Annotated in this window: 23 protein-coding genes and 3 tRNA genes; 21 read left to right on the forward strand and 5 right to left on the reverse strand. The window is 40.5% G+C overall.

Annotation, left to right across the window (positions count from 1 at the left end):
• Positions 1 to 2: 2 nt before the first annotated feature.
• The 13 genes from FTV28_RS02310 to FTV28_RS02370 all read left to right on the forward strand — a co-directional run bounded on the left by FTV28_RS02310 (position 3) and on the right by FTV28_RS02370 (position 12,846).
• Entirely contained in the window at positions 3 to 1,076 is a 1,074-nt protein-coding gene (locus FTV28_RS02310) for an NAD(P)H-dependent glycerol-3-phosphate dehydrogenase (protein WP_179989333.1), read from the forward strand.
• Between the two features lie 154 nt (positions 1,077 to 1,230).
• A complete protein-coding gene (locus tag FTV28_RS02315) occupies positions 1,231 to 1,686 on the forward strand; it encodes a histidine phosphatase family protein (protein ID WP_004971483.1) in 456 nt (151 codons plus the stop codon).
• Between the two features lie 46 nt (positions 1,687 to 1,732).
• Positions 1,733 to 2,872: a type II secretion system protein GspL gene (gene gspL, locus FTV28_RS02320; RefSeq protein ID WP_179989334.1), complete on the forward strand. Its 1,140-nt coding sequence runs from the start codon at positions 1,733 to 1,735 to the stop codon at positions 2,870 to 2,872.
• A complete protein-coding gene (gspM, locus tag FTV28_RS02325; protein WP_096902527.1) occupies positions 2,872 to 3,351 on the forward strand; it encodes a type II secretion system protein GspM in 480 nt (159 codons plus the stop codon). Before gspL ends, gspM begins: the two co-directional genes overlap by 1 nt.
• A 111-nt stretch (positions 3,352 to 3,462) precedes the next feature.
• On the forward strand, positions 3,463 to 4,464 hold the full coding sequence (locus FTV28_RS02330) for a quinone-dependent dihydroorotate dehydrogenase (RefSeq protein WP_179989335.1): 1,002 nt from the start codon (positions 3,463 to 3,465) through the stop codon (positions 4,462 to 4,464).
• A 3-nt stretch (positions 4,465 to 4,467) separates the two neighbouring features.
• Positions 4,468 to 5,049: a CvpA family protein gene (locus FTV28_RS02335; protein WP_179989336.1), complete on the forward strand. Its 582-nt coding sequence runs from the start codon at positions 4,468 to 4,470 to the stop codon at positions 5,047 to 5,049.
• A gap of 25 nt (positions 5,050 to 5,074) precedes the next feature.
• The gene (gene purF, locus FTV28_RS02340) at positions 5,075 to 6,613 is read left to right on the forward strand and encodes an amidophosphoribosyltransferase (protein WP_096902526.1); all 1,539 of its coding nucleotides are present in this window, start codon (positions 5,075 to 5,077) and stop codon (positions 6,611 to 6,613) included.
• A 96-nt stretch (positions 6,614 to 6,709) separates the two neighbouring features.
• Positions 6,710 to 8,599: a M48 family metalloprotease gene (locus tag FTV28_RS02345; RefSeq protein ID WP_179989337.1), complete on the forward strand. Its 1,890-nt coding sequence runs from the start codon at positions 6,710 to 6,712 to the stop codon at positions 8,597 to 8,599.
• A gap of 170 nt (positions 8,600 to 8,769) precedes the next feature.
• Entirely contained in the window at positions 8,770 to 9,420 is a 651-nt protein-coding gene (locus FTV28_RS02350; RefSeq protein WP_179988426.1) for a hypothetical protein, read from the forward strand.
• Positions 9,421 to 9,483: 63 nt separating this feature from the next.
• Positions 9,484 to 10,458, forward strand: a complete 975-nt coding sequence (locus tag FTV28_RS02355; RefSeq protein WP_179989338.1) for a D-glycerate dehydrogenase — start codon at positions 9,484 to 9,486, stop codon at positions 10,456 to 10,458.
• Between the two features lie 105 nt (positions 10,459 to 10,563).
• Positions 10,564 to 12,000 carry a M48 family metalloprotease gene (locus FTV28_RS02360; protein WP_179989339.1) on the forward strand — a complete coding sequence of 479 codons (1,437 nt, stop codon included), beginning with the start codon at positions 10,564 to 10,566 and terminating at the stop codon, positions 11,998 to 12,000.
• A 48-nt stretch (positions 12,001 to 12,048) separates the two neighbouring features.
• A complete protein-coding gene (locus tag FTV28_RS02365; RefSeq protein WP_096902524.1) occupies positions 12,049 to 12,423 on the forward strand; it encodes a GFA family protein in 375 nt (124 codons plus the stop codon).
• A gap of 60 nt (positions 12,424 to 12,483) precedes the next feature.
• Positions 12,484 to 12,846, forward strand: coding sequence for a hypothetical protein (locus FTV28_RS02370; RefSeq protein ID WP_004971462.1), 363 nt, complete (start codon positions 12,484 to 12,486; stop codon positions 12,844 to 12,846).
• Positions 12,847 to 12,999: 153 nt separating this feature from the next.
• On the opposite strand, the gene FTV28_RS02375 is transcribed toward FTV28_RS02370, so the two are convergent.
• The gene (locus FTV28_RS02375) at positions 13,000 to 13,446 is read right to left on the reverse strand and encodes a GatB/YqeY domain-containing protein (protein ID WP_096902523.1); all 447 of its coding nucleotides are present in this window, start codon (positions 13,444 to 13,446) and stop codon (positions 13,000 to 13,002) included.
• Positions 13,447 to 13,477: 31 nt separating this feature from the next.
• Entirely contained in the window at positions 13,478 to 13,693 is a 216-nt protein-coding gene (gene rpsU / locus FTV28_RS02380) for a 30S ribosomal protein S21 (protein ID WP_001136722.1), read from the reverse strand.
• A gap of 146 nt (positions 13,694 to 13,839) precedes the next feature.
• Here rpsU and tsaD point away from each other — a divergent pair, with 146 nt between their 5' ends.
• The gene (tsaD, locus tag FTV28_RS02385; protein ID WP_004971458.1) at positions 13,840 to 14,856 is read left to right on the forward strand and encodes a tRNA (adenosine(37)-N6)-threonylcarbamoyltransferase complex transferase subunit TsaD; all 1,017 of its coding nucleotides are present in this window, start codon (positions 13,840 to 13,842) and stop codon (positions 14,854 to 14,856) included.
• 95 nt (positions 14,857 to 14,951) lie between these two features.
• On the opposite strand, the gene FTV28_RS02390 is transcribed toward tsaD, so the two are convergent.
• A complete protein-coding gene (locus tag FTV28_RS02390; protein ID WP_004971457.1) occupies positions 14,952 to 15,209 on the reverse strand; it encodes an EexN family lipoprotein in 258 nt (85 codons plus the stop codon).
• A 354-nt stretch (positions 15,210 to 15,563) separates the two neighbouring features.
• Between FTV28_RS02390 and FTV28_RS02395 the strand changes: the two genes are divergently transcribed.
• Positions 15,564 to 15,875, forward strand: a complete 312-nt coding sequence (locus FTV28_RS02395; RefSeq protein ID WP_104851815.1) for a hypothetical protein — start codon at positions 15,564 to 15,566, stop codon at positions 15,873 to 15,875.
• Positions 15,876 to 15,951: 76 nt separating this feature from the next.
• On the opposite strand, the gene FTV28_RS02400 is transcribed toward FTV28_RS02395, so the two are convergent.
• Positions 15,952 to 16,824, reverse strand: coding sequence for an ATP-binding protein (locus tag FTV28_RS02400; protein ID WP_096902520.1), 873 nt, complete (start codon positions 16,822 to 16,824; stop codon positions 15,952 to 15,954).
• Between the two features lie 185 nt (positions 16,825 to 17,009).
• Here FTV28_RS02400 and FTV28_RS02405 point away from each other — a divergent pair, with 185 nt between their 5' ends.
• The 5 genes from FTV28_RS02405 (at position 17,010) to FTV28_RS02425 (ending at position 19,810) form a co-directional block, all read left to right on the forward strand.
• Complete coding sequence (locus tag FTV28_RS02405; protein ID WP_131261332.1) at positions 17,010 to 18,539, forward strand: DUF3336 domain-containing protein; 1,530 nt, start codon at positions 17,010 to 17,012, stop codon at positions 18,537 to 18,539.
• Complete coding sequence (locus FTV28_RS02410) at positions 18,529 to 19,380, forward strand: protein kinase (protein ID WP_179989340.1); 852 nt, start codon at positions 18,529 to 18,531, stop codon at positions 19,378 to 19,380. The genes FTV28_RS02405 and FTV28_RS02410 overlap by 11 nt, the downstream gene beginning before the upstream one ends.
• Before the next feature lie 117 nt (positions 19,381 to 19,497).
• Positions 19,498 to 19,582 (forward strand) — tRNA-Leu (locus tag FTV28_RS02415).
• A 33-nt stretch (positions 19,583 to 19,615) separates the two neighbouring features.
• Positions 19,616 to 19,689, forward strand: a tRNA-Trp gene (locus FTV28_RS02420).
• A 36-nt stretch (positions 19,690 to 19,725) separates the two neighbouring features.
• Positions 19,726 to 19,810, forward strand: a tRNA-Leu gene (locus FTV28_RS02425).
• Positions 19,811 to 20,053: 243 nt separating this feature from the next.
• On the opposite strand, the gene FTV28_RS02430 is transcribed toward FTV28_RS02425, so the two are convergent.
• Complete coding sequence (locus FTV28_RS02430) at positions 20,054 to 20,257, reverse strand: hypothetical protein (RefSeq protein WP_004971452.1); 204 nt, start codon at positions 20,255 to 20,257, stop codon at positions 20,054 to 20,056.
• A gap of 418 nt (positions 20,258 to 20,675) precedes the next feature.
• Here FTV28_RS02430 and FTV28_RS02435 point away from each other — a divergent pair, with 418 nt between their 5' ends.
• Positions 20,676 to 20,969: a hypothetical protein gene (locus FTV28_RS02435; protein WP_179989341.1), complete on the forward strand. Its 294-nt coding sequence runs from the start codon at positions 20,676 to 20,678 to the stop codon at positions 20,967 to 20,969.
• Positions 20,970 to 21,069 lie beyond the last annotated feature (100 nt).

Below are 21,069 nucleotides of genomic sequence, written 5' to 3' on the forward strand. Positions count from 1 at the left end.
TAATGTCAGAATTAAATTTTACCGATTTGGTTGAACCTGTTGCAATAGATCGAAAAACTGCGTTACGCATTACAGTGCTAGGTGGTGGCAGTTTTGGTACAGCAATGGCCAATACAGCAGTGCGTAATGGCTGCGACACGATGATTTGGATTCGTGATGAAGCGACTGCCAAAGAAATTAATGAAACGCATATTAATCGACGTTATTTGCCAGATTTTCAGTTGGAGCAGGGTTTAAGAGCCGTTTCAGATTTGGAAACTGCAGTTCGTGACCGTGACATTATTTTAGTGGCTATTCCAAGTCATTCTTTCCGTGATGTGTTGCGCCAAATTAAACCTTTTATTAGCGCACAAGCAGTGGTGTCTTTAACCAAGGGTATTGAAGCCAAAACCTTTAGTTTTATGAGCGATATTATCCGTGAAGAATTGCCAGAAGTGCCGTATGGTGTATTGTCTGGCCCGAACCTTGCCAAAGAAATTGTGGCGGGGCAGCCTGCAGGTACGGTTATTGCCAGTCATTCTGAATTGGTGCGTTATGCGGTGCAGCAAGCTTTACACAGTGCGTTATTCCGTGTTTTTGCCAGCGATGATGTGAATGGTGTGGAATTAGGCGGTGCGCTGAAAAATATTTATGCTGTGGCGATGGGCATGGCAGCCGCTTATAACGTGGGTGAAAATACCAAGAGTATGATTTTAACCCGTGCATTGGCAGAAATGAGTCGTTTTGCGGTTAAGCTTGGTGCAAATCCATTGACCTTTTTGGGTTTGTCTGGTGTCGGTGACTTATTTGCAACGTGTAGCAGTCCATTGAGTCGTAACTATCAAGTGGGTTATGCATTGGGCAAAGGCAAAACTTTGGAACAAGCCACAGAAGAATTGGGGCAAACAGCCGAAGGGATTAATACCATCGTGCAAGTGCGGGCGCGCTCGAATGAATTAGATGTGTATATGCCAATCACTTGTGCGCTTTATGAAGTGATTTTTGAAGGTGCGCCGCCTATGAATATTGCACTGTCTTTAATGAAAAATGGACATCGCAGTGATGTGGAATTTGTCTTGCCGCATCATCAAGTTTAGTTTTACATCCATAAAACTGCGCCACAGTAGGTAAAAACTTGCGTGGAATATGACAGTTTGGTGAACTGAATTGTCATATTCTCAGGTTATACTGAGCGCATAATTTGAGTTAAATTGACACAACTTAATGTGTATCATCCTATAAGGAAATTCTATGCAACTGACTCTTGTTCGTCATGGTGAAGCCGCTCCTGCGATTATGGGCAATGATCATCAGCGTCCATTGACTGAGCGTGGTCATATACAAGCACAAGAAACGGCAGATTATTTAAAAAATATCATTCAGCCCGATGTGTTTGTAGTCAGTCCTTTACTGCGTGCACAAGAAACTTTGGCACATTTGCAGCAATATTTTAAAGATGTGCCTGTGGTGGTCTGCAATACCATTAAACCTGAAGATGATGCAAAAGTTGCTGTGGAATGGTTGTCACAATTGCCGTATGAGTCAATTGCAGTGGTGTGTCACATGAATGTAGTGGCGCACATGGCAGAGATTTTGACTTCAGAATCATTCCATCCCTATCATTTGGCAGAAGCACGGATTTATGAGCAGGCAGTAATTGCTGCGGGGCTTTCAACCCAAATCAAAAGTTTTATTCCAAACGCATAAAATAAATGTATAAAGTTAAATATAATTCAACGGTAGAACGATAATAATGCTGTATTTATGGATGCCAGAAGCCAATGGGGTTTGGCAATGGTCAAATGGGGAATACTGGACAGAGGCAGATAGTCTTGATGCCTTGATTCAGGCATTGCAGGCTTTTCAAGGAAAAGATGCTGTGGTGTTTTTCCCAAGCCGTGATGTGCAAATCATGCAACAAACTTTGCCTAAAGCTCAATATAAACAATTGGGTACCGATGGCGTGAAGTATTTATTAGAAGAATATACCGTATTGCCAATTGATGCGATGCAGGTGGTTCATCATTTTCAGCCACCTGAGCAAATAACCGTGCTGGGAGTTGCCAAGCATAGTATTGAAACCTATTTGCATGTATTAAGTTTGTTGCCAGTTAAAATCAGTGCATTGTTACCTGATTTTTTAATTTTGCCGCAACCTGAACCAGGGCAAACGGTGATTGGAAATATTTGCGGACGCTTGTTGGTACGTGAAAGTGAATTTTTAGGTTATTCAGTTGATGATCTGGCACTTTATCTAGATTATCAAACTGCAGAACGAAACTATAAAATCACCAACTTTAGTGCAGAACAAATGCAAAGTATTGAAGCATTTGCAACACAAGAACAATTAGAAAGCTTTCATTATGTAGTACCTGCATTAGTGAAAGCCAAACAGCATCCATTCAATATGCTGCCAAAATCCAAGCAAGACACGGGTGTTTCAGGTTATTGGAAAGCCTGTGCAGCAGTATTTCTTGGGATTTTAATTGTACAGTTTAGCTATGATGCACTGCGTTGGAGCAAACTTAAAAAAGTAGCAGATCAAACAGCGGTTCAAGCCATAGAACAATATCAATATTGGTTTGGTGCAAATAGTCGTATTACCGAACAAAATATTCAAAGCCAGTTTGAAAGTCAGGTACGCATGAGTAAAAATGCAGATACTCAAGCGCTGCAATTGCTCAGTCGTGTTGGCCCTGTGTTGATGCAAAATCAAATTGTGGCCAATCGTGTGAGTTTTGATGCCAATATGTTGAACATGGAATTGAATGCCAACTCGGCAGCGACCTTACAAGCGCTCACTCAGCAATTGAATCAGCAGGGTTTTAAGGTCGAGCTGGGTAATATTCAGCCGAGCGCGTCAGGTGCAGTAGGATTGGTGAAAATACAATAATGAAAGCCATGGAAAAAATGTCAACTTGGTTCGATCAACGTATTGAACTGATACAAGATTATCTAGATCGTTTAAATACACGTGAACGTGTTTTGGTGGTATTTACCACAATCTTTGTGATCGTTGCTGCTGTGGGTTCTGCGTTGTGGTATATGCATGCCGCAGCCGAAAAACAGCAAAAACGGGTGAATGATCTTAAAGATTTGGTGGTGGTGATGCAAAGTCATGCAGTCACCATGAAACCTGCCAATGATGCACAACTCAGTGCAGCCGATAAAATTCAGCGTGTGGCTCAGCAACAGGGTTTATCGGTTGCTTCGCAGCAAAGTGGTGACAAGATGCTACTGGTGGCGAGTCATGCCAATTATGCTGTGTTGGCAAATTTTTTAACCCAATTGGCGCAAATGGGTTTAAGTATCGAAAAAATGGAATTAATTTCTGAAGCAGGGCAGATTAAATTAACAGCGACAGTCCAGTAAAGGTTAAAAATAAAGTCCGAAACTCGGAAAATAAACCCATGTCAAGCATAGCGTTTTGACTGGGCTAAGCCTATAATATGGCGACTTAGAAAGCAGTAGACTTTTGCAGATATGTTGTATTCTCTAGCCCGCCCGTTGTTATTTTCTTTAGCACCAGAGCGTGCACATGAGCTGACACTATCACTATTGAAATCGAGCCATAAAATGGGCTTGATGCGTCAAAAGACTGTAGCGAAACCTGTGACGTGTATGGGAATTGAATTCCCTAATCCAGTAGGTTTGGCAGCAGGTCTAGACAAAAATGGTGCGTATATTGATGCCTTGGCTGGTTTAGGCTTTGGGTTTATTGAAATTGGTACCATTACGCCACGTCCTCAAGTGGGCAATCCGCATCCACGTTTATTCCGCATTCCGCAGGCCAAAGCCATTATTAACCGTATGGGTTTTAATAATGATGGGGTCGATCAGCTGATTGAAAACGTCAAAGCGGCAAAATTTAAAGGCATTTTGGGGATTAATATTGGTAAAAATGCCGATACGCCAGTTGAAAATGCAGTAGATGATTATCTGATTTGTTTAGAAAAAGTCTATAACTATGCCTCTTATATCACCGTAAACATTTCATCACCGAATACCAAAAACTTGCGCAGTTTGCAAAGTGGTGATGCGCTGACTGAGTTATTGCAAACCCTCAAACAGCGTCAGTTGGAGTTAGCCGAAGAACATCAACATTATGTGCCGTTGGTATTAAAAGTTGCTCCAGATCTTGACCCTGAAGATATTCAGTTTATTGCCAAACAATTATTGCAATTCAAAATTGATGGCCTGATTGTGACCAATACCACTTTGTCGCGTGAAGGCGTAGAAAACTTGCCGCATGGCGATGAAGCTGGTGGTTTATCGGGCGCGCCTGTGTTTGAAAAAAGTACTGCATGTTTGGCAGCATTTTCAGCAGCACTGAAAGGTGAAATTCCTTTAATTGGTGTCGGTGGCATTTTGTCGGGCGAACAAGCGGTTGCCAAAAAAAATGCAGGTGCAAGCTTGGTTCAGGTGTATAGTGGTTTAATCTATGCAGGTCCTGAGTTGGTTCAAGATTGTGTGAACGCCTTATAACTTATGAATACCATTGATATCGTTATTCTGATTCTCTTGCTTATTGGAGGGTTGAACGGTTTGCGACAAGGATTTATTAAAGCCTTTGCGAACTTGGTAGGATGGATTTTTGCCCTAATTGTTGCGGCAAAATATGCAGTTGTCCTAGCACCTTCGATGACAGCACTCAGTAGCGATCCTGTGGTACAAAAAATTGCAGCCTTTGCATTTATTGTCTTGGTGATTGTGGTACTGACCTGGATTGTAACCGCTGTTTTAAATGGTGTTTTAAAGAGCTTGAAACTTGGCCCATTAAATCGTTTGGCAGGCGGTGCATTTGGTACCTTGAAAGGCTTACTCATTGTTCTTATTACCATTCAAGGCATTGGTCCTTGGGTCGAAAGCTCGCCTTATTGGAAACAGTCTAAATTTGTGCAAACTTTATTGCCGTATGCACCGTGGGCAACAGAACTGTCCAAAGACGCTGCCAATGAGGCTTTACAGCACATCAAGTCGAAAGGTGCCGCGCCATCTTCCGACATCGCATCTGACGCAAAAGAAAACCGCTCTGGCGCAGATGGCTCAACGAATAATCCTTTTTATTAATCCCTAGCTGGTCTGCGAGGTTGCTATGTGTGGAGTTGTTGGTATAGCTGGTAAATCACCTGTTAACCAAATGTTGTTTGATGCATTAACGATGTTACAACATCGTGGACAGGATGCAGCTGGGATCGTAACTTGCCACAATGGACGTTTGTTCTTGCGTAAAGATAACGGTATGGTGCGTGATGTATTCCATACGCGTCACATGCGTGCGTTGCAAGGTAATTATGGTATTGGGCACGTGCGTTATCCAACTGCAGGTTCATCTAGCAGTGCCGAAGCGCAGCCATTTTATGTGAACTCGCCGTACGGGATTACTTTGGCACACAATGGTAATTTGACCAATGCCGAAGAAATTCACGAAGATCTGTTTAAAACAGATTTACGTCACATGAACACCGATTCTGACTCAGAAGTGTTATTGAACGTATTTGCACATGAATTGCAAAAACGTGGCAAATTAAACCCAACTTCAGAAGATATTTTTCATGTGATCAGCCGTGTGCATGAGCGCTGCAAAGGTGCTTATGGCGTTGTTGCAATGATTACAGGTCAAGGATTGGTTGGCTTCCGCGACCCGAATGGTATTCGTCCATTGATTTATGGTTCGCGTGAAACTGAACAGGGCATGGAATATATTATTGCATCAGAATCAGTTGCAATTACCGCACTTGGCTTTAAAGTTGAGCGTGATATTGCGCCAGGCGAAGCGATTTTTATTAATGATGCAGGTGAATTGTTTACCCAGCAATGTGCAGCTAAACCTGAATATCGCCCATGTATTTTTGAATATGTATATTTTGCTCGTCCAGATGCGACCATTGATGGTATTTCAGTGTACAAAGCGCGTTTGAAAATGGGCGAAAAACTGGCGCATAAAATTACTCAAGAGTGGGGCGAGCAGCACGATATTGATGTCGTTATTCCAATTCCAGATACATCGCGTACTTCAGCTTTAGAATTGGCAAATACTTTAGGGGTTAAATTCCGTGAAGGTTTTATGAAAAACCGCTATATCGGACGTACCTTTATTATGCCAGGTCAGCAATTGCGTAAAAAATCAGTGCGCCAAAAACTGAACCCTGTAGAGCTTGAGTTTAAAGGCAAAAATGTACTGTTGGTGGATGACTCGATTGTCCGTGGTACGACCTGTAACGAAATTATTCAAATGGCACGTGATGCTGGGGCGAAAAAAGTATTCTTTGCTTCTGCAGCGCCAATGGTGAAATATCCAAACGTGTATGGTATTGATATGCCAGCCAAAGATGAATTAATCGCGTCTAACCGTAATGTCGAAGAAATTCGTGAAATTATTGGTGCAGACCGTTTAATTTTCCAAGATTTAGAAGATTTAAAACAAGCCGTTCGTACCCATAAAGTACCGCATTTAACTGAATTTGATTGTTCAGTATTTGATGGTGTGTATGTAGCTGGCGGAATTGACGAAGCTTATCTGAATGATCTTGAGCAAAAGCGCAACGACTTGGCTAAAAAAGGCAAAGATGGTTATATTGATGTCAATATTGATGCTGCGTCAGTAGACTTAACTGGTGTAAAAGAGAGTTAATTCTTTTTCTGATCAGCTCAGTGAGAAAAGCGGGAAATTCCCGCTTTTTTCATTTATGATGGTGGCTCAAATACAATGTAATTCAGGATGTTTACATTGAGGTCTGTGAGTAGTTACTTGATTAAAAACAAAAATATGATTTGGTCTGCAATTTTATGTTTGGTTGCAGTCGCTTTGACCCTGTTTATCTTAAACACAGTTTTGGGTCTGTTGGTCTATTATGTCGATTCAAGCCAATCCATCTATTGGCACAGTCTAAGTCCATACTGGATTACGGTCTTGGTGTTGATTATGACTGTATCCGTTATTTTGGAATTTTACGTTTTTCGCTCAGGCGGTCATTCTTTGGCAAAACAATTGGGTGCGCGTCGTTTAACCCAGTTCGAAAGTACCCCAGAAGAAAGTACCGCACTTAAACTGACCGAACAATTGGCCGATACCTTTCAAATCCCAGCGCCTACTGTATATGTATTGCCCGATGAAATTGGGGTGAATGCCTTAACCGCAGGCTTTAGTCATAAAGACATTGTGATTATTTTGACTTGGGGCGCTTTGCAAAACTTGGATGAGCAAGAGCTTTATGGATTGCTCAGCCATGAGTTTAACCATATTTTAAGTGGTGAAACCATTGATAATACTAAACTTAAAATCCTCTACAGTAGTCTAACCACGTTTAGTAAGTGGGGCAGTAGCATCGCCAAACTTGGTTTTGGACAACATCGTGATGCGCCGCCACATAAGTTAGCGACTTTTTTTGTGGCTGTAGGTGGTGGTATTTGGTTGTTTGGCAGTTTAGGAGTGTTGATTACCCGCTTAATTAAATATATTAGTCTAAGCGGACGTACCTTTAAAAATGATTTAAAAACCAAACGTTTGATTCAAAATAATGCCAATATTCAAACTTTGCTGCGGATTTATGTGCATCATGCGGGATCGCAAATTCATAGTGAATATTCAGAATCGATTTCCCACATGTGCTTTGCTAACTCGCTCAGTCCGCAAAGCTGGATGAATATTCATCCAAGTGTTGAAGCCCGTATTTTTGAGCTTGATCCAACCTTGGTGCAAGACTTACAACTCGAAAATTTGAAGCGTTTACGCAATCAGCCTTTGTTTAGCCTATTTCGCTCGTTAGAAGAAATGAATGCTGAATATTATGCGCCGTGGAGCTCGCCGCAACCTTTGCCTTTGCTGCGCTTGTCGCCGATTAGCTTTGCAATTAATGATGCAATTAAGCCACTCAAGCCTGAAATTCGCAATAACATGCCGCGTCCAGAGCTAATTCAGCGTGCCTTACAAACGGCAACGGGTTCGCGTGAGGTGATTGTCGCTATTTTGATGATTCGCCAATATCGTGAATTTATTCCTGCTGAAGCAGAAGTGAGTCGTGCAATTGTAGATGCTTTATTACATTTGGATGGGCGAGTACATATCTCGATTTTCCATGAAGCGTGTAAAAATATTGGTGGTATGCCGCTGAGTATCGCACGGCAGTTTTTAACCAAATTGGCAAAAATCATTCAGGAAGATGGTGAAATTGGTTTGTTAGATGCTTTGCTGCTTGAACGAATCAAGTTTGAATTGAACTTGCTGCCTTTACATACACCTGCAGCGTTACACGAAGTTAAACCGCAAATTGTACGTTTAATCGATGCTTTATTGCATGTGCAGCAAATTAATAGTGTTAATCAGTTAGATGTACGTGAACGTATTTTAGAACGTGTTTTAACTGCAGATGAATTGATTGATTATGAAGAAATTTCAGATGAACCGATTGATTTATCAGAAATTTTAAATGATATGGCAGGTTTGCTGCTGCGTGATCGACTGATGGTGTTAGGCATTGCTGAAATTTGTTTGTGGAATGACCGTATTATCACCCAAGATGAATTGGATGTTTTGGAGTTGCTCTATTGGCGTTTAGGTTTTAAAACCGAAGAAATTGTCGAGCAAATGCAAAAACAAAACAGTTTGATGATTGTGTGACACTGATTGATTAGGTGTGTTTAAAGCAGATTTTGAAAAAATACGAATAGGTCAGATTGGGTGAAAGAAAGCACAGCATTGTGCAGCCTTTCTAGGTAGAATAGGTGCTATCTTGCATGTTGTTCTGTGATAAATACGTGCAGCGAAAAATTAGATAGGTGATGATAAACATGATGGGGCATCAGCGTGACATTTTAGCCAGTTTGGGAATCGATATTTGGGTTTCCAGAACGGCTGTGTCTCAAACTTTGCCACAATCATCGGTTTGGCGCGACCAAGCTGCACCTGAAATACACAGCGAAATTATTGTTCCTGCTGCAGTACCTCAACAATTAAAACAACAACAGCCGATTATTCACGAAAAGCCTAAGCAAGAACCATCTCCGCAACATACGACAGTTGAAGCGGCCGCGCCAGAAGTTGTTCCTGAAGCGCGTGTCATGCTGCAAATTGAAGCATTTAGTATTGAAGCTTTGCAGTTGCCACATTGTGTCATTTTGGTAGAAAGCACTACCTTGAGTCAGGAACAGCAACAATTGTGGCGTAATATTCAACATGCGCTACAGGCCGAATATCACGTATTGCAATGGCCTTTTGCTTTAGAAGTATTACAAGACGGCATCGGGGTAGAAAATTATGTGCAAGGTTTTGTTGATGTCTTGAGCACAGATAAAAACATGCTGATTTTAGGTCAATTACCACATTTTAAATCTGAACAATGTTTGCATTTAGCCAGCTTGCAAGAGATGTTAGATCAACCGCTGTTGAAAAAAAGTCTGTGGGATGCGATACAAATCACATCGTTACAGCCTAAAGCCTAAGTCAATTCAGATATTTAAAACTCTACATATACAAGCAATTGTAGACACGAAACAGGGATAATCATGCGTAAAAAAGTGGTAGTGTTTAGTCAAATTGATGCAGAAATTTTAAGTAAGCTAGAGCAAGATTATCAGGTGGTGCAGGTCAGCCCGAAGTTGGGTGACGTGAATCAACAGTTTCTTGAGCATGTGCAAGATGCCGATGGCATGATTGGTGCAGGGCGCTTGCTTAATCAAAGTAACTTACATACTGCGACTAAACTCAAAGTGATTTCGAGTGTAAGTGTCGGTTACGACAACTATGATGTAGATTATTTAACCCAACAAAAGATTAGTCTTTGCCATACACCGCATGTCTTGACTGAAACCACAGCAGATTTAGCCTTTACTTTATTGATGAGTGCAGCACGACAAGTGCCATATTTAGATCGGTGGACTAAACAAGGGCAATGGAAACGTACCGTGGGTGCAGCGCAGTTTGGACAGGATATTTATGGTAAAACCATTGGTATTGTAGGTTTGGGGCATATTGGTGCGGCTATCGCACGGCGTGCATTTCATGGTTTTAATATGAATGTGGTGTACCACAATCGTCGTGAAAAAATGGAAGTGGCGAAGGCATTTAATGCAGAATATTTAAGTCTGGATGAATTGCTGCAACAGTCTGATTTTGTGGTGCTGGCAGTCGATTTAAATGCAGACTCTAAAGCCTTAATTGGTCAGCGTGAACTTGATTTAATGCCGTCTCATGCAATTTTGGTCAATATTTCGCGTGGTTCGGTCATTGATGAGCAGGCACTTATTCAGACCTTACAAGCAGGCAAAATTTTTGCCGCAGCTTTGGATGTCTATGACAAAGAACCACTGCAAGAATCACCATTATTTGAGTTAGATAATGTCGTGACTTTGCCGCACATTGGTTCAGCAACTGCAGCAACTCGTAGACAAATGGCAAACTTAGCCTATAAAAATTTAGTTGATGCGCTGGAAGGACGTCGCCCGCAATATGTTGTTAATCCTGCTTGTTATACGTCTTAAAGTTAAAGATGATTTGGTAAAAATTGATAACACATCATTGCAAATGCGTTCATTTTTCAATGTTATAGTGAATCATTATGCAAAATATGTATTTGAGATCATCCATTGAAACATCTATTACTGATCTGCGGTTTGAGTTTTGCCAGTATTGCGACAACCCAAAGTGCCAATCTAACCACCACACCACAATTTAATGTGCCTGAAATAGGCAGTGGTGTGGGATTAATTGATCAGCAAAAAGAACGCAGTATTGGTGAAAAAGTCTATCGGGAAGTGCAGCGTAAAATGCCTGTCACGCAAAACCCGTGGCTGGAAGATCAATTAATCAATACGTTTTCGTATCTACTCAGCCAAACTCAATTGGGGCAACCCATTGGGCTACTCATTATCAATGATCCACAAATTAATGCTTTTGCTGTGCCGGGTGGTTTATTTGCGTTAAACACAGGTCTTATTAATTCTGCCCGTAATATGGATGAAGTTGCGGGCGTGATGGCGCATGAAATTGCGCATGTGTCGCAACGTCATTACAGTCGCTCTCAAGAGGCATTTAAAGGACAGGGTTTGTTGGCACTCGCTGGGGTTGTGGTTGGGGCATTGGTTGCCTCACAAGCCGATGGTGATGCAGGCGCAGCGGTGATGATGGGTTCTCAAGCCGCTTTAATGGATCAGCAATTGACTTATAGCCGTAATCAGGAACGTGAAGCAGACCGTATTGGCATGCAATATATGTATAGCGCAGGCTATAACCCACAAAGCATGGCAGACTTTTTTGAGGTGATGCACCGTACTACGAGTCGAGTGAGCTTCTTACCTGACTTTTGGTTTACCCATCCCTTAACCACAGAGCGGATGAGTGAGGCGCGTTTACGTGCCAATCAATTGCCACCAGTGCCAACCTCGCTGCGTGATGAAGACTTTGAGATTTTAAAGTTATATAGTTTGGTGGTTTCGCAGCAGGCGACAGAACAGCAGCTTAAAGCATTTGCAACCCGTAACCATTTTGCGGCGAATTTGGCTTTGGCTTATTTTTATAGCCAGCAAGGCGATTTTGTTTTGGCGCAACAAAGTATAGATCAGGCCAAAAGTCACAATCGTTTACATAATTTATTGACACTTATTCAAACTGACATTTATTTAGGGCAAAATAAAATTGATTTAGCGCTCAAAACAATTGGTTCACCTGCGCGAATTATGCCTGAAAATCGTGCGCTGAATTATAAATGGGCCGAGGTTTTGATTCGTCAAAATCAAACTACGCAAGCAGAAAGTATTTTGAAGGATTTCTTGCAAAAAAATCCACGTGATTTATCGGCATGGAATTTAATGCAGCAAACGGCAAATGTAGACCGAAGCTCTGCATTACGCACGGTAAATGTGTTACGGTATCGTGCAGAAGTACAGTATTGGTCAGGTTGGGAAGAAGAGGCAATTAAATCATTACTGCACGCGCAGCGTTTAGCCAAAGACAATCAGGCGATGTCGGCAAATATAAAAAACCGTGTGACTGAAATGCAAAGAGAACGACAGTTAAAAATATAAGTCGGGTGTACATACGGTGGCATAACAATAAAGAAAAGGAGTTTAAGAATGATTGAGGGACAATGTTTATGTGGTGCGGTGTATTACCGTTACCATGCCGAAATTGAAAAAACAATATTATGTTTTTGCCAGCATTGCCGTCGTGCGCAAGGCGGTATTATGGGATGGAATAGTCCAGTGGCACGCGAACATTTTGAAGTGGTGCGTGGCTTAAAATATCTAAAAGAATATTTTCATAGTCCCAATAAAGCACGGGTATTTTGTCAGGAGTGTGGCAGCCCGATTTATTCTTATCGGCTAGATTTACCCGATATTATTCGCTTACGCTTAGGGACAGTGACTCAAGGCAAAGTTCCCGAACCATGTGAGCAAGCATTTGCGCAATACAAACCCAACTTTTTGGCAATTGAGTCGTGTGAATAGTTATTCACCGAATATACAATGCTAAAATAGAACTTGAGTTGAAACGACCCTGACCTGAAAATGAAAAAATATATTTATTTATGCCTTACTTTGGGGATGACCTTGCAAAATGTCTATGCTGCGAGTGCAGAGCAGTATGTGTTGGCTGTTGAAGAAATTAATGCGCAATATAAACAAGATACCCGACAGTTTTTACGAGGCTTAAACCCACAACAGCAGGGTTTTAATCCGCAGCAACAGCAGCAGTTTTGCGGCATTGTTAGTCGTTATGTTGATCGTTTATATCAGGCAGCAGATGAAAACCGTGCCTATTTGGATCGTCGTTATCAGAATATTAATAAACAGGACGTGATTCAGCAGGTCAGCACATCTAAAGAAATGCAATTACTGAAAAAATATCAAGTGAACTGCGATTTAAAGTAAAAAGTTAAAGCAGAAGTGTCTAAGGGTGAATAGATAATCTATCTCATCCTAGGTTTAGCATTTTACTTAATAGCATTAGATAGAAAGATTAAAGCGGGCTTAATCTGACATTTAAATCAGTGTTCGGAGAAGCACAAATTTGGGGTGAGCTAATTAGCTTAATTTGGCTTTAATTTTGGCAGATACTTGAGCAGGATCGGCGCGCCCGGCTATGAGCGGACGCAGAGAGTTCATCACCTTACCCATATCTTTCATGCTAGTAGCTTGTTGCGCTTCAATGGTTTGCGCAATCATGGAATCAAGTTCTTCCTCAGTCATAGCTTCTGGTAGAAACTGAGATAACACCTCAATTTCGGCTTGTTCCTTACTAGCTAAATCTTCTCGGCCAGCGCCTTCAAAGGCTTTAACCGATTCTTTACGTTGTTTAATTTGCTTTTCAATGACCGCAAGAACCTGAGCATCGTCAAGCTCTTTGCGCTCATCGACTTCGATTTGCTTAATTGCCGCCTGTAGACTACGAATTACCGTTAACTTATCCATTTCTTTGGCGCGCATTGTCGCTTTCAAAACGTCAGTAATTTGGTTTTTTAAAGTCGTCATCATTTAATCCAGACAGGCAATCACAAATTAATTAGTAAAGGCGAGTAGTACGTACTGATTCACGCGCCAATTTCTTTTGGTAGCGTTTAACAGCAGCAGCTTTTTTGCGCTTACGTTCTTGAGTTGGTTTTTCGTAGAATTCACGCTTACGTACGTCAGCTAAAACACCTGCTTTTTCGCAAGAACGTTTGAAACGACGGATAGCTACGTCTACTGGTTCGCCTTCTTTCAATTTAACTTGTGGCATGAAGAATCCTCATTAAGTTATGGATAAGATCTGGGCGAAATTGCCCACGATCACAAGTGAAGGTCAGTATTTTACTCATTTACATCTCATATCACAAGTCTATAATAGGTTTCGCAATAGAATTGATACAGGTTATAGGCAATTTAATGATCGTTTTAGGCTTAGAAACATCTTGTGATGAAACAGGACTTGCACTGTATGACAGCGAGTTAGGTTTGCGCGGGCAAGTACTGTATAGCCAAATTAAATTGCATGCAGAGTATGGTGGTGTGGTACCCGAACTGGCTTCACGTGACCATGTGCGCAAACTTATTCCTTTAATCAATCAATTGCTTGAGCAGAGCCAAGTCAAAAAATCTGAAATTGATGCAGTGGCTTATACCCGTGGGCCGGGGCTAATGGGCGCACTCATGACAGGCGCATTATTTGGACGAACTTTAGCTTTTGCCTTAAATAAACCTGCAATTGGGGTGCATCACATGGAAGGGCACATGCTTGCACCATTATTGTCTGCGACACCGCCAGAATTTCCGTTTGTCGCTTTATTGGTTTCGGGTGGACATACACAGCTCATGGCAGCTTATGGCATTGGCCAATATGAATTGTTAGGCGAGTCGATTGATGATGCTGCAGGCGAGGCTTTTGACAAAGTTGCCAAAATGATGGGTTTACCGTATCCGGGTGGGCCAAATATCGCCAAACTAGCTGAACAAGGCGATGCCAAAGCTTTTGAATTTCCACGTCCAATGTTGCACCAAGGCTTAGAATTTTCATTTAGCGGTTTAAAAACTGCGGTTTCAGTACAAATGAAAAAGTTAGGTGATGAAAACCGTGATGCCGATATTGCGGCAAGTTTCCAAGAAGCGATTGTTGATACTTTGGTGAAAAAATCGGTAAAAGCTTTAAAACAAACAGGTTTAAAACGCTTGGTGATCGCGGGTGGGGTGAGTGCAAATACTCGGTTACGTGAGCGTTTAGAAGCAGATTTAGCTAAAATTCGTGCAACGGTTTATTATGCAGAACCTGCATTGTGCACCGACAATGGTGCAATGATTGCTTTTGCGGGCTATCAGCGTTTAAAAGCAGGGCAGCAAGATGGTTTATCGGTTACGACTACACCACGTTGGCCAATGACGGAGCTTACCAATCCAACTGCGGGTTAAGTTGTTCGTAGCATAAAATCAATCAGAGGCAATAATCTGCCTCTGACTTTATATGCTAAATTTTTACATTAATATTAGAAACGAATACTTAAGACTTAGCGAACTGCGTCCATTAAACCTTTGGTAAGATCTTTCATCATGCCTTGCATCACAGCATTCCCTGCATTTGTACAGTTTTCTAATTTTTTACCTTCTAGTGATTTACCTTGATTGGCCATTTCTTCGCACTTCTGCAAAACTTTTTTAGCTTCATCTAAGTTCTCGGCATAATACTCTTGCGTTTTCACTTGTGTACATGCTGTAAGCGTTGTAATTAAACTTACTGTAATTAACAAATTTTTAAATTTAAACATTATTTTTTAACCGTTGTTTGTTTTAAAGAGATTGCATCTTAAGCGAATAATGGGTTCATAAAATAATACAATGGACTAAAGTTGATCTTATTAAGTAAAATTAAATAATTGCAATATAAATATTTTTAATTTTTTTGAAGTTTTATAGTCATATTCTATCCCAAACTTTATTTCACGTATTGGTTTCAAATAGAACTGCTTTATTTTTTTTGTGCACTCATCCTACAATTTATAGAAATCCATAAAGTAGCTGACAGCAGTATTTAAATCTGTGAATCCTGTCCAATTGTTGTGTTTTCAACTTTAAACTATGATTTTTGGTAGATATTTAATATAAAACCAATTGAGATAAACATGCGATTTAAAAATACATTTTGCATTATTTGTGTGATGGGGATGATGGTATTGACCGCTTGCGAAGGGGCTGAGTCAATACAGCAAAATATAAATAGTACAGAAAATCAGCCGAGTTCAGTGACAGCCCAACAGGTCGAAGTACCGACTCGTTTGACTACTGTAGCAACTCATCCTTCGGCTATCACACCTGAAGCGACAGTACCGCAAGAAGTATATGTAGGAGAGCCGACTGTGGCAGAAATGCAGGCGCATGGCGAAGAATTTTATAAAGACACATTGGCACGGATTGCTGCAGAACAAGGTCAGTAGTCGCTCAGTCATTTAGCGCGTTTAAATAGAGTGGGTTGCTGACTATCTTCTATATGCAAACAACCCATTAAAATATTTAAAGTGCTTTAAGTTGCTGCGAGCCAATCCAGTGTTTAGAAAATTGATAGGCAGCACGCCCTGAACGCTGTCCACGTGCCTGACACCATCTTAATGCTTCTGCACGTACTTCGGCAGTCATTGGCATTTCGGCTTTGTGTAAATAATGCTCCACAATTTCTAAATATAGATTTTGATCCATTGGATAAAACGACAGCCATAGACCAAAGCGATCAGACAGTGAAATTTTCTCTTCAATTGCTTCTTGAGGATGCAACTCAGTATATTGCGGTACATCTACACGAGTGACAGGTGTATTTTCATGCATAAATTCAGGTAATAGATGACGTCTGTTACTGGTTGCATAAATAATAAAATTACTGGAACCTGATTGTAATGAACCATCTAAAACACTTTTTAAACTACGATAATTTTCATCTTCTGCGTTAAAAGCTAAATCATCACAGTAGACAATAAATTTTTCAGGACGATGCTGAATGATTTTTTGAATTTCTGGCAATTCAGACAAATCATCGCGTTCAATTTCAATTAAACGTAATCCTTGATTGGCATACTCGGTCAATAGGGCACGTACAATAGATGATTTTCCCGTACCGCGTGAGCCTGTAAGTAACACATCATTGGCAGGTAAGCCATTTAAAAACTGCAAGGTGTTTTGAATGACTTTTTCTTTTTGCTTTTCGATGCCTTTTAAATCATCTAAATCAATTTTTCTTGGTTGTTGAATCGCTATCAATTGTCGATCTTGCCATTTGAATGCGATGGCGGAAAAGTCGGTTTCTTGTTTTAAAGCAGGTAAACTTTGCTGTAGTTGTTGGAGTACATGAGAAAGTGATAATAAGATGTTGTCGGGTAAATCTAGGTTTGCCATGATAATTCAGCTTAAAAAATGCAGATCAGATTGCTACACTTTAAGACTAGCGCAATTGACCTAGATTTGACAATCAAAGTGTGAATCGAGTCATTGACGCGTATTACAATTTTTTAGATATTGTTGTGTATAGTAGGCATAGGCAAGCGTAGTGCTGCGAATAAACCAACGGATTGAGGAATGCTATGTTATTTAAAGATTTCACCGAAGATGTTAATCCGCATCAAGCCTATCGCATAAAAAAACTCAAGCGCCAAATTCAAAATGCCGAATCGTATGAAGAATGGAAAAGTATTGCCATTCGTATAGATGAAGAAACTGGTGCGCAAGAATGGAAATATGACAACAGTTCGCCATATTTTGATGCGGAAATTATCTCGCATCGTTTAAATTTATTACGCCGTTATCGCACCACCGAACGCAGTCACGATTTAATTTATATTTTGCGTGAAGGTTTAACTTTTGACATCGCCAATATTGCCCATCCGATGTTGTTTACTGCAACCTATGTGGGTACTAAAAAAATTATTGAAGATTATGTGGATGAAGTCAGTAAAAGTTTGGCTTTTGTCGCTTCAGATGAATGTCAGGCTTTAACCAAAGTAGAAAAAATAGAGTTTTTTCAGCAATGCCAAACTGCATACGGACAACCTGCCTTGATGTTCTCTGGTGGGGCAACGCTAGGTTTGTTTCATACAGGTGTTTGTAAGGCCTTACTTGAACAGGATTTAATGCCTAAAGTGCTGTCGGGTTCGAGCGCGGGTGCAATAATGACTGCAATGCTAGGCATCGCAAAACCTGAAGAAGTACAGCATATTTTGGGTGGTGAGTCATTTTTCCACGAAGCATTTCAGTTTAGACAAATGCGCGAAATTCTTAAAGGTAATGGTGGAATTGCCGATGTGCATTATTTAAAAAAATTCCTGATCAAAAACTTGGGCGATACCACGTTTGAAGAAGCTTTTCAAAAATCAGGTTTGCATATTAATGTGGCGGTTGCGCCTTATGATGCATCGCAAGACTCACGCATTATGAACAGCTTTACTGCGCCAGATTTATTGGTTTGGAGTGCGGTGTTGGCCTCGTGTGCTGTGCCAATTTTATTTCCACCTGTACGTTTAACCAACAAACGCTATGATGGCGAACACACTCCATATATGGGTAAAACCCGTTGGGTGGATGGCAGTGTGCGTAGTGATTTCCCGCAGGAAAAAATGGCGCGTTTGTATAATATTAATTACACCATCGCCAGTCAGGTCAATCCGCATGTAGTGCCTTTTATGCAGGATGATATTAAGCGCTATCGTAAAGATATGCTGAGTTGGCCAGAACGGATTATTCGTCGTCAGGGCAAAGTCATTAGTCGTGGGGTAATGGATTTTGTGCGTGAGCGAGCAGGAGCTGTACCGCCTGTGCGTCGTTTGCTAGATCATGGCTATGGTATTGTCGATCAACGCTATTATGGTGATGTGAATATTGTAGGAAGCTATAACCTGCGTCATTACAGCTATATGTTGCAAAACCCGAAACCACATTTATTTAAAATTTTACAGCGTGAAGGCGAGCGTGCGACTTGGCCGAAAATTTCATCAATTGAAACGCATGCACGTGTCGGTAAAACTTTGCAACATTGCTTAGAGTTATTAAATGTACCACAAATAGAGGTATCCACCGAAGTCGCAGCAGAAATGCGCACTGGCGCAAGTGTTGTTTAATGTTTTAAATTTGGATGTTCAACAGCTAGATACTGCGCAGTTCGAGTTGCGCAGTAAAGCGCAAAGTTTGCAACATGGTCGGCATATTTATCGTTTTGAACATCAAGGGCAGTTTTATTGGCTGAAAGCCCAACAACAGGGAGTTTATGCGACAGTAGAGCAGGGCTTTGCACAAGAATGGAACTTTTATAAACAGTACGCGCAATCATCACATTTATCTTTTTTATTGCCATGTGAATTGATGGATGCTGCACCCATTCATATTCAGCCGCAGGGTAATTCACACGACATTTCATCGCATTATTCACAGGTCTATTCACGTGCTTTAATTCTGTCTGAGGCGCAAGCTGTTTTTGCGATGGGTAATCTACCTGAATATACAGAAGCGATTAAACACATATTTTTGCGTGTCTTTGAAGCAGTGGATGCATTGCATCAATTGGGTTGGATTCATGCCGACTTAAAAGCTGAACATATTGTGCAGTTAGATGGGCAAATCAAACTGTTAGATTTTGAGCAAGCACAGCAAGTTGCAGATATTCAATGTCAGGGGATGACCGCCACACCACGTTATATGGCGCCAGAATTATTTCACGGACAGCCTAAAACTGCACAAAGTGATATTTATGCGTTAGGCATTATTTTTTATGAATGGTTAACGCAACAACGCTTGCAGGCAAATAGTTACCACGATTGGGCGTATTTACATTGTCAAAGATTGCATATCCAACTTTCTACGCATCTACAAGCATTTTTACCACTGCTGAATCACATGTTGGCAAAGTCCTATTCGCAGCGTGCAACGAGTATTGCAGAGTTGAAATTATGGCTTAGTGGCTGAATATGCTTAAGAAAAAATCAAAAAATAGTTTTTTGTTTTTTATTTAAACAGTCATTGTGCTTTTTTATAAAAAAGGCTTGTCATCAGGAAGTGATCTCTATAATATACACAGCCATCGGGGACGTGGCGAAATTGGTAGACGCACTGGATTTAGGTTCCAGCGCCGCGAGGTGTGAGAGTTCGAGTCTCTCCGTCCCCACCACTTAAATATCAAGTCAGCTTGATTTTAAGTTACAGAGGATTGGTGTAATGGTAGCATGACGGTCTCCAAAACCGTTCGTCAAGGTTCGAATCCTTGATCCTCTGCCAAATTAAAATCCAACAACTCAGTTGGTACCCGATGTTGGGGACGTGGCGAAATTGGTAGACGCACTGGATTTAGGTTCCAGCGCCGCGAGGTGTGAGAGTTCGAGTCTCTCCGTCCCCACCATACATTAAAGAGCAAGGCAATGACCTTGCTTTTTTATTGCCTGTTATTTTAGCTTTAAAGCATTGTATCTCTTTGACAAGGCTTAGATGTATTTTAAGATTTAAAATTCAACATAAAAAAAGCCCATAAACAGGTTATGGGCAAGATCATCTTTAAATGTTGATGAAATACGATTTGAATTTTTATTTTTGCATCCTATCAAGTTCAACCGTTATCGCATACTTATCTATATTGTATAAGTACTTATGCTTTTAAATGGTCTTCAAATTCCTCGCCTAATTTCATTGCTAAAGCATTACCAGAAAGCTCGCAAGTGACCAAACCATATTCTTTTTGAAAGCTAAATGTGAAACCGTGACCATCCGCCAAATTTTTGACTGAATAACCTAATTTTTCTAACCAAATACGAAACGCAATTAAATTTTTTGCTTTAACAACTTTTTTCACGAGAGAACTCCTATCCATTTATTTAATTATTAATAGGGATATTTCTTGAATTTTTAAAGGGCAGAAATGTATTTCTTTGACATTTTTTTCACTGATTTTTAGAAATCTAAAGTCCTTTTAAGCAATTAGAATATTTTAAAAGAATTATTTATTTGTAAATTATTGATATTTATTATTTTAACTGAGGTGGCGTAATTAATTTTAAGGTCTTAGATATATTGCCAAAAGATGACTTAGAAATATTTTGTTAATGATTTTTAGTTTTAGGCTGTATTTATTTTCAGCATGAACATATGGGGATTATCCATTTTTCATGCAAAGCTTTAATTTAGCGCAATGCATATCAGTGTGGAGCATGTCGGCACCAAATGGACATTAGCTTATACTATGGTTGAGTTTGAAGATTTGGAAAATAAACATGACTGCACAAACAATCCAACAGCAGGCTGAGTACATAGTGAAGCAGATGCAAAATCAAGGGCTAGAGCCTTTTGCTGTGATGCTTGGGCATGAAGATTGGTTACTGTTTTCCTCGCAATCCAAAGTGGCTTATACGCCTTTTGGCAGCGCACGCCGTTATCAGCCTGCATTGTCCAATTTACTTTTGGTGCGGGTCGATGAAATGAATGCTGTGCGTGTGGTGACGCAAACTCAATTAGATGAGTTTGCTGCCAGTAATCAGATTTTCTCTGTACACGACAAAAATAGATAACTCATTGAAATAATGTCACAATAATTGTTTTCTAACGACGAATACTATGACACATCTCAATGAGTTATATCTTATCTTAAACAAATCTCTAAAATGGAAC

Source organism: Acinetobacter sp. YH12252, from assembly GCF_013417365.1.
GTDB lineage: Bacteria > Pseudomonadota > Gammaproteobacteria > Pseudomonadales > Moraxellaceae > Acinetobacter > Acinetobacter towneri.

What these genes read in the sequence shown, in the direction of transcription:
- purF (WP_096902526.1), top strand. Translation starts at nt 5,075, where the DNA reads ATGTGTGGAGTTGTTGGTATAGCTGGTAAATCACCTGTTAACCAAATG.
- FTV28_RS02370 (WP_004971462.1), top strand. Translation starts at nt 12,484, where the DNA reads ATGAAAAAATATATTTATTTATGCCTTACTTTGGGGATGACCTTGCAA.
- FTV28_RS02395 (WP_104851815.1), top strand. Translation starts at nt 15,564, where the DNA reads ATGCGATTTAAAAATACATTTTGCATTATTTGTGTGATGGGGATGATG.
- FTV28_RS02400 (WP_096902520.1), bottom strand. Translation starts at nt 16,824, where the DNA reads ATGGCAAACCTAGATTTACCCGACAACATCTTATTATCACTTTCTCAT.
- FTV28_RS02335 (WP_179989336.1), top strand. Translation starts at nt 4,468, where the DNA reads ATGAATACCATTGATATCGTTATTCTGATTCTCTTGCTTATTGGAGGG.
- tsaD (WP_004971458.1), top strand. Translation starts at nt 13,840, where the DNA reads ATGATCGTTTTAGGCTTAGAAACATCTTGTGATGAAACAGGACTTGCA.
- FTV28_RS02355 (WP_179989338.1), top strand. Translation starts at nt 9,484, where the DNA reads ATGCGTAAAAAAGTGGTAGTGTTTAGTCAAATTGATGCAGAAATTTTA.
- FTV28_RS02365 (WP_096902524.1), top strand. Translation starts at nt 12,049, where the DNA reads ATGATTGAGGGACAATGTTTATGTGGTGCGGTGTATTACCGTTACCAT.
- gspM (WP_096902527.1), top strand. Translation starts at nt 2,872, where the DNA reads ATGAAAGCCATGGAAAAAATGTCAACTTGGTTCGATCAACGTATTGAA.
- gspL (WP_179989334.1), top strand. Translation starts at nt 1,733, where the DNA reads ATGCTGTATTTATGGATGCCAGAAGCCAATGGGGTTTGGCAATGGTCA.
- FTV28_RS02310 (WP_179989333.1), top strand. Translation starts at nt 3, where the DNA reads ATGTCAGAATTAAATTTTACCGATTTGGTTGAACCTGTTGCAATAGAT.
- FTV28_RS02315 (WP_004971483.1), top strand. Translation starts at nt 1,231, where the DNA reads ATGCAACTGACTCTTGTTCGTCATGGTGAAGCCGCTCCTGCGATTATG.
- FTV28_RS02350 (WP_179988426.1), top strand. Translation starts at nt 8,770, where the DNA reads ATGATGGGGCATCAGCGTGACATTTTAGCCAGTTTGGGAATCGATATT.
- FTV28_RS02390 (WP_004971457.1), bottom strand. Translation starts at nt 15,209, where the DNA reads ATGTTTAAATTTAAAAATTTGTTAATTACAGTAAGTTTAATTACAACG.
- FTV28_RS02330 (WP_179989335.1), top strand. Translation starts at nt 3,463, where the DNA reads ATGTTGTATTCTCTAGCCCGCCCGTTGTTATTTTCTTTAGCACCAGAG.
- FTV28_RS02375 (WP_096902523.1), bottom strand. Translation starts at nt 13,446, where the DNA reads ATGACGACTTTAAAAAACCAAATTACTGACGTTTTGAAAGCGACAATG.
- rpsU (WP_001136722.1), bottom strand. Translation starts at nt 13,693, where the DNA reads ATGCCACAAGTTAAATTGAAAGAAGGCGAACCAGTAGACGTAGCTATC.
- FTV28_RS02435 (WP_179989341.1), top strand. Translation starts at nt 20,676, where the DNA reads ATGACTGCACAAACAATCCAACAGCAGGCTGAGTACATAGTGAAGCAG.
- FTV28_RS02405 (WP_131261332.1), top strand. Translation starts at nt 17,010, where the DNA reads ATGTTATTTAAAGATTTCACCGAAGATGTTAATCCGCATCAAGCCTAT.